Annotated in this window: 12 protein-coding genes; 8 read left to right on the forward strand and 4 right to left on the reverse strand. The window is 65.7% G+C overall.

The window, feature by feature from the left end; all coding sequences use genetic code 11:
• Nucleotides 1–83: 83 nt before the first annotated feature.
• The 3 genes from ABD05_RS33980 (at nucleotide 84) to ABD05_RS33990 (ending at nucleotide 1,554) form a co-directional block, all read left to right on the forward strand.
• The gene (locus ABD05_RS33980; RefSeq protein WP_047904490.1) at nucleotides 84–458 is read left to right on the forward strand and encodes a heavy metal-responsive transcriptional regulator; all 375 of its coding nucleotides are present in this window, start codon (nucleotides 84–86) and stop codon (nucleotides 456–458) included.
• 388 nt (nucleotides 459–846) lie between these two features.
• Nucleotides 847–1,050: a cold-shock protein gene (locus ABD05_RS33985; protein ID WP_011549079.1), complete on the forward strand. Its 204-nt coding sequence runs from the start codon at nucleotides 847–849 to the stop codon at nucleotides 1,048–1,050.
• Nucleotides 1,051–1,329: 279 nt separating this feature from the next.
• Complete coding sequence (locus tag ABD05_RS33990) at nucleotides 1,330–1,554, forward strand: hypothetical protein (RefSeq protein WP_047904491.1); 225 nt, start codon at nucleotides 1,330–1,332, stop codon at nucleotides 1,552–1,554.
• Between the two features lie 204 nt (nucleotides 1,555–1,758).
• Here the strand turns inward: ABD05_RS33990 and ABD05_RS33995 are convergent, their stop codons facing one another.
• The 3 genes from ABD05_RS33995 to ABD05_RS34005 all read right to left on the reverse strand — a co-directional run bounded on the left by ABD05_RS33995 (nucleotide 1,759) and on the right by ABD05_RS34005 (nucleotide 4,596).
• Nucleotides 1,759–2,886: an aminotransferase class V-fold PLP-dependent enzyme gene (locus ABD05_RS33995; RefSeq protein WP_047904492.1), complete on the reverse strand. Its 1,128-nt coding sequence runs from the start codon at nucleotides 2,884–2,886 to the stop codon at nucleotides 1,759–1,761.
• A 231-nt stretch (nucleotides 2,887–3,117) separates the two neighbouring features.
• Complete coding sequence (locus ABD05_RS34000; protein WP_047904727.1) at nucleotides 3,118–3,657, reverse strand: P-loop nucleotide/nucleoside kinase family protein; 540 nt, start codon at nucleotides 3,655–3,657, stop codon at nucleotides 3,118–3,120.
• A 207-nt stretch (nucleotides 3,658–3,864) separates the two neighbouring features.
• Nucleotides 3,865–4,596, reverse strand: coding sequence for a TetR/AcrR family transcriptional regulator (locus ABD05_RS34005; protein ID WP_047904493.1), 732 nt, complete (start codon nucleotides 4,594–4,596; stop codon nucleotides 3,865–3,867).
• A gap of 52 nt (nucleotides 4,597–4,648) precedes the next feature.
• Here ABD05_RS34005 and shc point away from each other — a divergent pair, with 52 nt between their 5' ends.
• Both shc and ABD05_RS34015 read left to right on the forward strand, forming a co-directional pair.
• Nucleotides 4,649–6,703 carry a squalene--hopene cyclase gene (shc, locus tag ABD05_RS34010; RefSeq protein WP_047904494.1) on the forward strand — a complete coding sequence of 685 codons (2,055 nt, stop codon included), beginning with the start codon at nucleotides 4,649–4,651 and terminating at the stop codon, nucleotides 6,701–6,703.
• Between the two features lie 207 nt (nucleotides 6,704–6,910).
• Nucleotides 6,911–7,282, forward strand: coding sequence for a cupin domain-containing protein (locus ABD05_RS34015; RefSeq protein ID WP_047904495.1), 372 nt, complete (start codon nucleotides 6,911–6,913; stop codon nucleotides 7,280–7,282).
• 37 nt (nucleotides 7,283–7,319) lie between these two features.
• On the opposite strand, the gene ampC is transcribed toward ABD05_RS34015, so the two are convergent.
• Nucleotides 7,320–8,489 (reverse strand): class C beta-lactamase, encoded by a 1,170-nt coding sequence (gene ampC, locus ABD05_RS34020; RefSeq protein ID WP_047904496.1) that lies wholly within the window; start codon nucleotides 8,487–8,489, stop codon nucleotides 7,320–7,322.
• Between the two features lie 594 nt (nucleotides 8,490–9,083).
• Between ampC and ABD05_RS34025 the strand changes: the two genes are divergently transcribed.
• Genes ABD05_RS34025 through ABD05_RS34035 form a run of 3 tightly spaced genes read left to right on the forward strand, consistent with a single transcriptional unit; the run spans nucleotide 9,084 to nucleotide 13,164 of the window.
• Nucleotides 9,084–10,385 (forward strand): hypothetical protein, encoded by a 1,302-nt coding sequence (locus tag ABD05_RS34025; RefSeq protein WP_047904497.1) that lies wholly within the window; start codon nucleotides 9,084–9,086, stop codon nucleotides 10,383–10,385.
• Nucleotides 10,379–11,161: a DUF1266 domain-containing protein gene (locus tag ABD05_RS34030; protein WP_047904498.1), complete on the forward strand. Its 783-nt coding sequence runs from the start codon at nucleotides 10,379–10,381 to the stop codon at nucleotides 11,159–11,161. Before ABD05_RS34025 ends, ABD05_RS34030 begins: the two co-directional genes overlap by 7 nt.
• A 14-nt stretch (nucleotides 11,162–11,175) precedes the next feature.
• Complete coding sequence (locus tag ABD05_RS34035) at nucleotides 11,176–13,164, forward strand: DUF4034 domain-containing protein (protein ID WP_238594205.1); 1,989 nt, start codon at nucleotides 11,176–11,178, stop codon at nucleotides 13,162–13,164.
• Nucleotides 13,165–13,205: the final 41 nt, after the last annotated feature.

Genomic DNA, 13,205 nt, shown 5'->3' on the forward strand with positions numbered 1-13,205 from the left:
GGAACGGGAGTTGCACTCTAAACCGTTGACTATAGGCAACGGTCAAGCGTAAATGACGCTCCACGACATTGATTGGAGGCAGCATGCGCATCGGCGAGCTATGCAAGCGGGCGGGTGTATCGCGCGACACCGTCCGTTACTACGAGCGTATGGGTCTGCTGGACAAAGCAACGCAACCTAACGCGACGAACACTTACAAGCGCTATTCCGAACTTTCGTTACAGCGGATACGGCTGATCGTTCACGCGAAGGCGCTGGGCTTCACGCTGGCGGAAATTGGCGACGTTGTCCATGTATGGGAAAGTCCGACCTTCGGCGTTGACCAAAAGGTCGCGTGCCTGCAAGCAAAGCTCGCCGAACTCGACGCAAAGAGTCTCGCGTTGAACACGCTTCGAACAGGATTGCTGAATGCGTTGGCCAAAGTTGGCGGCGATTGCGTCGAAGAAGAAATAGCGTGATGAGTCGCGGCCGTGCAAGGGCCATGCTGCCTCGAACAGGAGCGTCAATGGCCGCTTCGATCGCACGCGAGCGTCCGTTCAGGGTCGTTCAGACCCCCGACCCCGGCTTAGGCTCTGTCCGACCTGCGCACCATGCCAGGCATGGCGCACAGCCAGTCAGGGCCACATCACCTCACCCACAAAACCACCCACCCGGTGAAACAGTTACAAGTTAACCATTGACGCTGACACCACCCGGCGGTTAGTGTACGCCCCTGAAGTTCAAGAAGTTCGATTGCTGTTCATCAATTGATCGCCTCTCAGCGGTATTCGTTGTCCACTCCCTCCTTGATGCTTCTCCCGCTCTTGAACAGAGCAAATTTACTTATTTTTTTCTCAAGGATTCTTCATGGATACCGGTATCGTCAAGTGGTTCAACGACAGCAAAGGCTTTGGCTTCATCACTCCGGACAAGGGCGGCGACGACCTGTTCGCGCACTTCTCCGAAATTCGGGCCGACGGCTTCAAGACGCTGGCTGAAAATCAGAAGGTGAGCTTCGAAACGAAGCAAGGCCCGAAGGGTCTGCAAGCGGCCAACATCAAGCCGCTGTAAAGTTTGAAGGACCCGGCCTCCTGAAACGGACGCCGGGTTGCAGCGACATCCTCGCGGAGCGTTGTCTCCCAAAGTTGGCGCGATCGCTCATAGCTGCATCTGTTTGTTCAGCAGCTTGCCAAGCGCCACACGCCTCGTTGCACTTCATTCTCCCCTCTGGCTGAAAGGCCCTTTTTTCGCATTCCGACTGCTTCAGATTCAGCTCGCAATGGCTTTGAATCGGCGCATCCGTGCACATTTGGCACGGCACGCGCGCATTCGCACATCATTAAAATTAAAATGCACACCAAACGAATTCAACAATACAACGGCTATGCCGTCCAACCCTCGGCGCATCGTTTGCCCGACGGTAGTTTTTCATCCAACCTGCTGCTCGAACGCACCGACAGCTCGCGCGCCGAAGGCCGCTACCAGTTCTATTCGCTCGATTACTTCACGAGTGAAGCGCAGGCGCTGCAGCACTCGACGCGCTGGGCACGCAACTGGGTCGACACGCGCGGTTAAACCGCGGTTAAACGTAACGCCCCAGTACCGGACGCCCAACGCAAATGAGGCACCCGGGCGCGCACGACACAGCGCGCCCGAACGTCGCGCGCGATCGATTCGTTACCTTCCGATCCGATCCGCGCGCTCGGTTCGAACTTCCCGACCTTCCCTTTCGACGTCGCCGGCAACGATTCGGCTGCGCACGTGCCGCGGAAAATCGACCTAAAGAACGCGCTCCAGCGCGTCGGCGAACCTGGCAACCGCACCTTCGACGTCATGCAGTTTTTCCAGACCGAACAATCCGATGCGGAAGGTCTTGAAATCTTCAGGCTCGTCGCATTGCAGCGGAACGCCGGCGGCGATCTGCAAGCCGACATCGGCGAATTTCTTGCCGGATCGAATGCCGTCGTCGTCCGTGTAGCAGACCACGACACCCGGCGCCTGAAAACCTTCAGCCGCCACGCTCCTGAAACCTTTGTCGGCCAGCAGCGCGCGAACGCGCGTGCCGAGCTCGAGCTGCTCCGCTCTCACCTTGTCGAAACCGTATGCGTCGGTTTCCTTGATCACGTCGCGCAGCGTCGCGAGACTGTCGGTGGGCATCGTCGCGTGATACGCGAACCCGCCGTTCTCGTACGCTTCCATGATCTGCAGCCATTTGCGAAGATCGCACGCGAAGCTGGTGCTGGTCGTCGCATCGATTCGTTCGCGGGCGAGCGGGCTGAGCATGACCAGTGCGCAGCAGGGTGACGCGCTCCAGCCCTTTTGCGGCGCGCTGATCAGCACATCGACGCCGCTGGCCTGCATGTCGACCCACACCGTGCCGGACGCGATGCAATCCAGTACGAACATGCCGCCGACCGCATGCACGGCGTCGGCCACCGCGCGCAGATACGCATCGGGCAGCATCATCCCGGATGCGGTTTCGACATGCGGCGCAAAGACCAGATCCGGCTTCTGTTCCCTGATCGCGGCGACCACTTCCTCGATCGGGGCCGGTGCGAAGGCGGCCTGCCTTCCCGGTTCGACCGGACGCGCCTTCAGCACCGTCGTTTCAGACGGAATGCTGCCCATGTCGAAAATCTGCGACCAGCGGAAACTGAACCAGCCATTGCGGATGACCAGGCACTTCTTGTTCGTCGCGAACTGTCGGGCGACGGCTTCCATGCCGAACGTCCCGCTGCCCGGGACGACGACGACCGCCTTCGCGTTGTAAACCTTTTTCAGGGAAGCGGAAATGTCGCGCATGACGCCCTGAAAGAGCTGCGACATATGATTGATCGATCGGTCGGTGTAGACCACGGAATATTCGAGGAGCCCGTCGCGGTCGACATCGGGAAGTAAGCCAGGCATGGTCGTCTCCGGTTAAAGATGAACAATGGCGTCAGGGCGAGCCGTATCCGTGACGGGGTACCGCTGCACCGATGCAGATTCGTTTTATTCTTGGCGAAAGCCGATTCTAACGAAGGCCGCCCGCAACCTGGCGCATATTTTGTCCGCTCTCCGGCACGCGCATGACGTTGCGCGGCCGCCGGCCTGAGCGAAGCGCCGGCGGCAAACCGGTGGCGCGGTCACGACGCGAGGCTACGCGCTGACGGCGCCCGTCTCGTCATAAGCCACGACACTCAACCCTTCCGTCGCATCCGGCGCGACGAAGTACCGTGTGATCTGCTCGAACTCGGCCTCCGACGCCTGGAACGGATGCTCCCCTTGCGCATTGCGCACGCGCAGACGCGCCTTGCAAACCGCATCGCCGACATCGAGGTAATGCAGTCGATGGCCGCAGCCGGCGGCCTGCGAAAGCGCGTGCCCCCATGCGCGCGCAGCGACGGTATTGAACGGAAGATCGAGAACCACCGAGACACCGGCCTGCAGCAAAGCGCGGACGTGATCGACGATCACATCCTTGATGCGCGTTGCGCAGCGGACATAGTCGTCGATCGACAGAATCTCGCCCGGATAGAGGCGAGCCAGCCAATCGTCTTCGCTGATCAAGATGGTCCGCTCGGCGCTCGCGAGCGCCGCGGTCAGCGTCGATTTTCCGGATGCGATCTTGCCGCATACCATGTGGAGCATGACCGCATCGTTCGATGCTGTTGCGTGACGCGTCGTTTCAGTCTGCATTTCCAGGCGCTCCATCGATTGCCCAGAAAGCAAAAACCCGCCTTCCGGGCGGGTTGTGATCACATGCATTCAGTCGATGGCTACCCCGCCGGCAAAAGTGCGGCGCGAATAATCGAACGGGTAGGCGATCGGTACATGCGCACCAGCATAGCCAACTGCCCGATTGCGAGCAAGCGGGTTCGAGGCCAAGGCCGCGCGACAACGTGATCACGTCATTCTTCCGATGCGTCCGCGTCCCGCCGCGTCATCGCCCTCCTTCGGAAACACCCCCTTGCTCATCGCATCCAGTTGCCGGACGATCTCCGAACGCAACTCGTTCGACACCTCGACACTGTCGAGCAATTCAGAAATCCACAGCCCGTCGGCCGCGAGCCGGCAGATCATCAGCGTCGCCGCCCGCTCCAGCGGCACGGGATCGGGCCGCGACCATTCCCGCATCGGCACCGACCAGCGCGCGCGCGTTTCCTGCTCGGTAATCATCGACGCGACCAGCACGCGCAGCACATCGGTACTCGCCGCCGGATTGGCCGCATCGAGCACCGCATGCAGATAAGCCCGCGCCGCCGCGCCGTCGCCGCCGGGATCCGCCGTCGTACGAGCGGCCATCTGCGCGGCGAACCGCTCGGTCGCCTGCCCGAACAGCGCATCCAGCAGCCCCTGCTTGTTTGCGAAGTGATACTGCAGCGCGCCTTTCGTCACGCCGGCACGCTCGGCCACCGCGTCGAGCGTCAACGCGGCCACGCCGTGATGCGTCGCAATCTCGGATGCGGCCGCCAGCAATTGCGCGCGCACCTGATCCGGTGCTTTTTTCCGCCGCACGCCGGCAGCGGCGGCAGCCACCGGCGCCGATGATCCCTCGGACGCCCGTGCGGCGGCCGTTCCAGCCGGTTCGACAGGCGCGGACACGTCGTGCGGCGCGGGTTCAAGGCGTTTTTTCATGGTGCGGATGTTAGCACCCGGCGTCTCGATATAAACATTCCGGCTGGATGGTATGATCCGCCGCATGAACAAACCCACCCCATCCCCCTGGTCCGCGCTCGACACCGCCATCGCCCGTGGACGCGACGCGCTCGTGCGTCTTCAGCAGCCCGACGGCAGCTGGTGTTTCGAACTCGAATCCGACGCGACGATCACCGCGGAATACATCCTGATGATGCATTTCATGGACAGGATCGACGACGTCCGCCAGGAGAAGATGGCGCGCTACCTGCGCGCGAACCAGCGGCTCGACACGCATGGCGGATGGGCGCTGTACGTCGACGGCGCGCCGGACGTGTCGTGCAGCGTGAAGGCGTATTTCGCGCTGAAGGCGGCCGGCGACAGCGAACACGCGCCGCACATGGTCCGCGCGCGCGACGCGATCCTGAAGCTCGGCGGCGCGGCACGCTCGAACGTGTTCACGCGCATCCTGCTTGCAACGTTCGGCCAGGTGCCGTGGCGCGCGGCGCCGTTCATGCCGATCGAATTCGTGCTGTTCCCGAAGTGGGTGCCGATCTCGATGTACAAGGTCGCGTACTGGGCGCGCACGACGATGGTGCCACTGCTCGTGCTGTGCTCGCTGAAGGCGCGCGCCCGCAATCCGCGCAACGTGTCGATCCGCGAGCTGTTCGTCACGCCGCCGGACCAGGAACGTCACTACTTCCCGCCCGCGCGCGGCATGCGCAAGCTGTTCCTCGCGCTCGACCGCACGGTCCGCCATATCGAGCCGCTGATGCCGAAGCGCCTGCGCCAGCGCGCGATCCGCCATGCAGAGGCATGGTGCGCGGAACGCATGAACGGCGAGGACGGGCTCGGCGGCATCTTCCCGCCGATCGTGTACAGCTACCAGATGATGGACGTGCTCGGTTATCCGGACGATCATCCGCTGCGGCGCGATTGCGAAAACGCGCTCGAAAAGCTGCTGGTCACGCGGCCCGACGGCAGCGTGTATTGCCAACCGTGCCTGTCGCCGGTGTGGGACACCGCATGGAGCACGATGGCGCTCGAGCAGGCGCGCGGCGTGGCGGCGCCGGAAGCCGGCGAGCCGGCCGGCGCGCTGCGCGAACTCGACGCACGGATCGAGCGCGCGTACGACTGGCTGGCGGAGCGCCAGGTAAACGACCTGCGCGGCGACTGGATCGAGAACGCACCGGCCGATACGGAGCCGGGCGGATGGGCATTCCAGTACGCGAACCCGTACTACCCCGACATCGACGACAGCGCGCTCGTCACCGCGATGCTCGACCGCCGCGGCCGCACGCATCGCAATGAGGACGGCACGAACCCGTATGCGCCGCGCGTCGCGCGCGCGCTCGACTGGATGCGCGGGCTGCAGTCGCGCAACGGCGGCTTCGCGGCCTTCGACGCCGACTGCGACCGCATGTACCTGAACGCGATCCCGTTCGCCGATCACGGCGCGCTGCTCGATCCGCCGACCGAAGACGTGTCGGGCCGCGTGCTGCTGTGCTTCGGCGTGACGAAGCGCGCGGACGACCGCGCGTCGCTCGTGCGCTGCATCGACTACGTGAAGCGCACGCAGCAGCCCGACGGCAGCTGGTGGGGCCGCTGGGGCACGAACTACCTGTACGGCACCTGGAGCGTGCTGGCCGGCCTCGCGCTCGCCGGCGAGGACCAATCGCAGCCGTACATCGCCCGCGCGCTCGACTGGCTGCGTGCACGGCAGCATGCGGACGGCGGCTGGGGCGAGACGAACGACAGCTATATCGACCCGAAACTCGCCGGCACGAATTCCGGCGAAAGCACGTCGAACTGCACCGCATGGGCGCTGCTCGCGCAGATGGCATTCGGTGACTGCGAATCCGACTCGGTGAAGCGCGGCATCGCGTATCTGCAGTCGGTGCAGCAGGACGACGGCTTCTGGTGGCACCGCTCGCACAATGCGCCGGGCTTTCCGCGCATCTTCTACCTGAAGTATCACGGCTATACCGCGTACTTCCCGCTGTGGGCGCTCGCGCGTTATCGACGGCTCGCGGGCGCTGCGTCGGCGTCGGGCTCGGCCGCGTGCGGTGCGATGGCAGTGGAGGCAACCGACACGGCAGTCGCCTGAGCGACGCCGCGCTAGACAGGATGCCGCGCTCGTACGAGATCGCGCGACTCGAGAACCGGCTCCGGCGACACCCGAAATCCGGCAACTGACCGGGCCGGCCCGTCGATCTGCGAAGATGTCGGATGCAGGACCGTTTGTCGCCACGGAATCGCCCGGGCGCGCCGCTGGCGCGCCCCACTCCACCCAACTCGACGAAGCATGCCCATCATGATCGACGTTTCTTCCATTACCGACGCGCTCACCCCGAGCGGCGAACCGACGCAGTACCGCGTGTTGCCCGAGAAGCTGATTTCAGGCGATCCGCTGCAAACGCTCACGCCCGGCTTCGCGAGCCCGTGCGGCCGTTTCTCGACCGGCATCTGGGAAAGCACGCCCGGATGCTGGCACGTCGCGTACACCGAAGCGGAATACTGCGAGATCCTGGAAGGCACGTCCGTGATCACCGACCTGGAAGGAAACAGGAAGACCCTGCGTGCCGGTCATCGTTTCGTGATTCCGCCGGGTTTTCGCGGCACGTGGGAAGTCGTCGAGCGCACGCGCAAGATCTTCGTCGCGTACGACGAGCAACCGCCCGAGTAAGCGGCCGCGCATCGTCCGCCGCAGCAAGCAGCAAGCGTTACCGCCCGCCGCCGAGCGACTCGAGAATCCCGTAAGCGGCCTTCACGCGGTCCTCGATCGGGAAGTTGCGGTTCGCGAGCATCACGATCGCGATCCGCTTCGCGGGAACGAACGCGACATACGTGCTGAAGCCGTTGGTCGAGCCCGTCTTGTTGATCCATGTGTCCGGGTTCGGCGCGAGCGGCGGCTTGATCGCGCTGGCCGGCGTCGCATTGAACAGCATCTTCGGCGCGTTGCCTTCGAGCAGCGTCGGCAGTGCGACCGGATACGGATACTGCTCCCAGATCAGGTCCTGCGTCATCGGCCCTGCGCGGAAATAGCCGGTGTGCGTGCGCTCGATCGCGCGCTGCAGCCGCGGCGCCGTGTCGACCAGCCCCATGTTCGCCTGCACGAAACGCAGCAGGTCGGCCGCCGTGGTCCGGACGCCGTACGCCTGCTGCCACAGCATGCCGCCCGTCATCCGGATCGGCTTGCCGTCCTGCGTATAGCCCTGCGCATAGTCGGCCGTGCGCGCGTCGGGCACGTTGATATAGGTGTGCGTCATCCCGAGCGCGGGAAAGAGCCGCTGCTCCATCAGCACCGAGAAGTCGCGGTTCATCGCTTTCGCGGTGAGCCACCCGAGCATCCCGATCGCGACGTTCGAATACGTGCGGCGCGTGCCCGGCGCATACGCGGGCTGCCACGCGTCGAGATAACGGATCAGGCCCGCGTCGTCGCGGATGCTGTCCGGCACCTGCAGCGGCATGCCGCCAGGCGTGTGCGTACCGAGCTCGAGCAGCGTCACGCCGCCGAACGGCTTGCCCTGCAACGCGGGCAGGTACTTGGCCGCAGGATCCGCGAGCGACAGCTCGCCGCCCTCCTGCGCGTCGGACGCGAGCGTCGCGGTCAGCGTCTTGCTGACGGAGCCGATTTCGAACAGCGTGTCGCCGGTGACGGGCTTGCCGGTTTGCGTCGACATCACGCCGTAGTCGAACACGTAGGGCTTGCCGTCGGCGACGACGCCGATCGCCATGCCGGGAATGGCGAACTGCTTCATCAGCGGCGCGACGTGGCGGGTCACCGTGTCGTGGATGTCGTCCTGCGTGACGGCGGCCGCGCGGCCGGCCGTGGCGGTGGCGCACGCGGCGACGAACAGGGTCGCGGCGAAGCGTGTCGCGTTGAATCGCATGGTGGCGGTTCCTTTGATATCGGATGGTTGCATGGACAACAGATCCGGCCGCGCCGCGCGAAGATCGTGGCAGCCGGCCTGTCGAAGCAGGACTATCCACTACCGGCCGGCCATCAACAATCGACGATATGTTGCGCGAGCCGAAAGAAAAACTTATGAGATACGCGAAGCGCCGGATTGCACCGCTGCAATCCCGAGTCGCTCGACGGTTTGCCGGAAAAACCTGTCGTTCTTAACGGCATCCAATCCGGCAGCTGAATCGCACTGCATCTAAAATCGATGAAAAAGAGATAAGTCTTGTCAGATCGGCAAACGCCGGCATGCCGCGCGATTGATTTGCCCGCGCGGATCGCAGTAGACTCGCGAAAGCAAAAAATAAAATCTGTCCTGAGAGAAACCATGAATCGCCATTCCCCGATCGCCCGCTCCCGCGTCGTTGGCTGCCGCGCGGCCGCGTGATTTTCACGCGTCGACCGACCTGCATCGGGCACCCGCGACACCGTCGCGTATCGCGCCCGCAAGCCTTCCAGCCCGCAAGCCGACAACCTCCAGGGTCCCGCCAGCGGATACCCTGCCTGACCGGAGAGTAACCCCGTGACCGAAACCGTGGCCGCGTCCGCCTATCGGCCGCGCGATGTCGTCAATGCACCCGACATCAAGGCGGCCATCGCGCGACGCAGCGCCGAGCGCGGCGATCCGGCCGACATCCTCGCGTGGCTCGGCAACCATTTCTTCCGCTGGGTCGTCGGCGCGTTCGAGCAGGCGCAGCCGCTCGATTCGCTCGCCGACTACCGCGCGCTCGCCGGCGCCGACCGGCCGGCGCCCGACTGGCTCGTGCGCCGGTTCCGCGCGCAACCGGCATCCGGCGGCGCCATCGGCATGGCGGCCGAGCCGTCGCCGCAACCCGTGGCCGAGCCGAAACCGCTCTACTTCATCGATCCCGAGCACATGCTGCTGATCGATCGCGAGCGCGTGCTGGTCGAATTCCTGCGCTCGCGCGCCGGCACGCGGCTCGCGCAGAAGCTGCAGCGCATCACGTGCGCGATGGCGCTCGACATGTGGGAACGCGAACACCAGCGTATGCAGGCGCGCCGCGACAAGGGCTGGGTGCCGAGCAGCGGCCTTGCGCTGCGCGAGGTACTGCGCACGCCGAACGGAATCGTCTTCGAATTCGCCGGCGATCATGCGGCGCTGCGCGAGGAGCTGGCTTACGAGTCGTTCTATATGCAGCACTGTCTCGGCCAGTTCGCGGATCGCCGCCGGCTGCGCGGCGGATACGGCGAGCAGTACGCACAAGCCGCGCGGGACGGCCGGCTGCGCCTGTTCACGCTGCGCGGCGCGGGCAACCAGCCGCACGTGACGATCAGCCTGACGGTGACCGGCGACGGCCTGCGCATCGACCAGATCAAGGGCAAGCAGAATCGCCATCCGGTGCGCCGCTACGCGGACGACGTACGCCAGTTCCTGCGCACACTCGCGCCGCGCGGCGAGCGTCATCCCGACTGCGAGGGCATGGGCCTCGTGTTCGAGCCGGAGACGCCGGGCGCAGCCGTCGGCGAATGGACGTTCGTCACCGACGTGCGCTCGCCCGACCATTTGCTGAGCGTGATGAGCGAGAACTTCCACCTGATCGAGCATTTCGCGCAGCCGCCGGCCGTGCTGCAATGGCTGCTGCTGCGCAACGCGCCGTACGCGCTCGGCCAGCTTCGGCAGATCGATCCGGCCGTCGCGGCGGCCGCGCGCCACGCGTTGCCGGTCGATGCGCTGCCGGCCGCGCGCGAACCGGACGCGCCACCGGCAACGGCCGCGTTCGCGATCGAAGGCATTCCGATCGATCCCGCGCTGTGCGCGGCGTTCGTGCTGCCCGCGACGGCGCACGGGAGCCCGTCATGCTGAAGCTGCTGATCGGTGCGGCCGTACTGTGGCTCGTGTGGTACGTGTGGCGTTCGTTGCGGATCGCCGCGCGGATGGTGCGCGAAGTCGACGCCGACCAGGCCGCGGGCGCCGACCGCGCGGTGCCGGTCCGGCAGACCACCGCGGTTTCGCTCGCACGCACGCTCGCCGACCAGGCGCCGCCGAATCGCCGCCGCTGGGCGCTCGCGCTCGCCGACATCCTGCTGATCCGCAACGGGCTGCGCTGCGATTGCGACGACCTCGTGTACTCGCTGCCCGACACGCAACGCGAACAGCTCGCCCGCCAGTTGCGGCGCGAACTCGACCTGCCGGCCGACCTGCCCGAGTGGCAGATCGTGCAGCGCGTGCCGCCGATCCTCGCGGGCTGGATTCGCGGTGTCGGCCGCTCGCACGAAGGCTTCTACGAACGGCTTGCTGCCGTCGGCCGCGTGCGCGACGCGCTCGCGTTCGATTGCGCGCGCACCGCGTTTCTCGTGCGCTGCATCGCGCTGCTCGGCTGGGCGTCCGAACAACAGGCGTGGGTCGTGCTGCTGCTCAATGCGCAGCGCGCGCAGGACAGTTTCGACAGCTGGGAAGACTTCGGGCTCGCGTATGCACGGGCGCGCCAGCACTGGCTGCGCGGCAGCGGCCAGGACGGCCCCGCGTCGTCGCGCGCCACGCAGGAAGTGCGCGAGCACCTGCGCAATCCGTCCGGAAACTGGCTTTCGCTACCGTGGAAGCGCTACCGCATCTTCGATCCCCAACCCGTTTCGTCATGACCGCCGACACAGAAATGTCCTCCGCTCCCGCCGACCTGATTCCGCCCGCGAAATCCCGATGGCTCATCTGCGACGTCGACGCGCTGCTGCGCGCGGGCGATTTCGCCGCGCTCGACACGCAACTCGACGCCGCGCTCGCCGCCAGCTTCGCCGACCGCACGGCCGAGGCGCGCTACGTCGACGCGCTGCCGGCCGACGTGCAGCCGTGCATCGACGCCGGCGCCGAAGGCCTCGCACGCCTGCGCGCATGGCAGGCCGCGAACCCGCACTCCGCGCACGCGTGGCTGTGCGAAGCGCATTACTGGCACCACTGGGCATACGAGTACCGCGGCTCCGGCTGGGCCGAGACGGTGACCGAATCCGGCTGGATCTGCGCGCATGCGTGCGCCACGATGACGATCGTCGCCGCGCTGCGCGCGCTGGTGCTCGCGCCGACGATGTGGAGCGCGCCGAAGGTGATCTTCACGAGCGTGTCGTCGTTCGACGAGCCCGAGTGGCTCACGCAGCTCGTGCAACAACGCCGCTGGCCCGTGACCGAGCTGCACCTGAACGTCGGCGCCCACGACGAGGGCACGCGCGCCGAACTGCAGGGCATGCTCGCGCGTTCGGGGCTGAATCCCGAGGTGCCCGTCGCGTGCCCGGCGGATTTTCCGGAAGCACTGCCCGGCCCGGTCCACGGCAAGAAGCTGCGCAAGGGCAAGTGGTACTGGATGGAAGCGACGCTGCATATCCACCCGCATCAGTTTTTCTCGATGCGCACGTTCATCTGGTACATGCAGCCGCGCTGGGGCGGCTCGCACGACCACGTCCGCGCATTCGTCGATTCCGACGCGTGCGCGCACCTCGACGCGGTCGAGAAGGACCGGCTGCGCCACGAAATCTGGCGCGACGACTATTTCGGCAAGACGCTCGATTCGGATGACGACGACGACGATGCGCGCCGCGCGATGGCCGCGACGCTCGCGCGGGCGAAGGCCGCGCTGCATCCGTATCACCGCTGGGAAACGCTGCACTGGCTCGCGCACAGTCATTTCATGCGCAGCGAATACGAGCAGGCTTACGCGCGCCTGCAGGAAGCCGAGCGCGACCAGCCGATCGACGACAACCACGCGATGGCAATGGGCGTACGGCTCGCGCTCGACCTCGATCCGCAGGGCGCCTGGCTGACCGGTGCGATCGAGCGCGCATCGGATGCGCGCGCATGCACGTCGGCGATGATCCTGCGCGGCTACGCCCATCGCACCGGCACGTTCGGCTTCGCACAGGACGATGCACGCGGCGATGCGTGGCTCGAAGCCGCGCGCGTGAACGAGCCGGGCTCGCTCGCATGGAACCAGCTCGCGTCCGCGATGCGCGACGAAGGCCGTCGGCCCGCCGACGCCGTCGCGCTGTGCCAGCTCGGCTATGAAGCGGGCGGCGATTCGTGCGACTACCTGCTCGGCTGCTTCTACGAAGACGGCATGCACGTCACGCAGGATCTGTACCGCGCCGCCCATTACTTCCGCGAGTCGGTCGGCGACGGCGGCAACATGGCCGCCTACAAGCTCGGGTTTGCGTACTATCACATCGCAGGCGCCAGCAAGGACGAAGCCGAACGCTCGCGCATGCAGGTCGAGGCCGTCGAGGCCGCGCGCATGGCGCACGAGATGGGGCATACCGAGGGCCTCGAGACGATGCTGATGTTCATCGCCGACGTCGACGATCTCCCGTCGCGCCATCGTTACGTCGACGAACTGCGCCGCCATGCGGAAGGCGGCCATCCGGCGGCGATGGCCGCGCTGTCGTCGATCCTGGCCGACAGCCGCGACAAGTCGCTCTACAACTATCGCGAAAGCGTGCGCTGGATCATGGGCGCACAGGCGATCGCGCCGGACGACGAATACGTGCGCAACATCACGCGCCTGCGCCACGAGGACGGCATGCTCGGCAAGCTGCTGTACAAGCTGCACCGCAAGCAGATCAAGGCGCACGAGATTCCCGGCAGCGACAACGCGATGGTCTGAGCGCGGGCGACCAACACGCGCGCCCATCGACGGGCCGCGCG

Origin of the sequence: Burkholderia pyrrocinia (assembly GCF_001028665.1) — a bacterium.
GTDB lineage: Bacteria > Pseudomonadota > Gammaproteobacteria > Burkholderiales > Burkholderiaceae > Burkholderia > Burkholderia pyrrocinia.

Bases quoted from the DNA above. Each gene is read 5' to 3' on its own strand.
- shc (WP_047904494.1), top strand. From the start codon at position 4,649: ATGATCCGCCGCATGAACAAACCCACCCCATCCCCCTGGTCCGCGCTC.
- ABD05_RS34015 (WP_047904495.1), top strand. From the start codon at position 6,911: ATGATCGACGTTTCTTCCATTACCGACGCGCTCACCCCGAGCGGCGAA.
- ABD05_RS33985 (WP_011549079.1), top strand. From the start codon at position 847: ATGGATACCGGTATCGTCAAGTGGTTCAACGACAGCAAAGGCTTTGGC.
- ABD05_RS34005 (WP_047904493.1), bottom strand. From the start codon at position 4,596: ATGAAAAAACGCCTTGAACCCGCGCCGCACGACGTGTCCGCGCCTGTC.
- ABD05_RS34030 (WP_047904498.1), top strand. From the start codon at position 10,379: ATGCTGAAGCTGCTGATCGGTGCGGCCGTACTGTGGCTCGTGTGGTAC.
- ABD05_RS34035 (WP_238594205.1), top strand. From the start codon at position 11,176: ATGTCCTCCGCTCCCGCCGACCTGATTCCGCCCGCGAAATCCCGATGG.
- ampC (WP_047904496.1), bottom strand. From the start codon at position 8,489: ATGCGATTCAACGCGACACGCTTCGCCGCGACCCTGTTCGTCGCCGCG.
- ABD05_RS34000 (WP_047904727.1), bottom strand. From the start codon at position 3,657: ATGCAGACTGAAACGACGCGTCACGCAACAGCATCGAACGATGCGGTC.
- ABD05_RS33995 (WP_047904492.1), bottom strand. From the start codon at position 2,886: ATGCCTGGCTTACTTCCCGATGTCGACCGCGACGGGCTCCTCGAATAT.
- ABD05_RS33990 (WP_047904491.1), top strand. From the start codon at position 1,330: ATGCACACCAAACGAATTCAACAATACAACGGCTATGCCGTCCAACCC.
- ABD05_RS33980 (WP_047904490.1), top strand. From the start codon at position 84: ATGCGCATCGGCGAGCTATGCAAGCGGGCGGGTGTATCGCGCGACACC.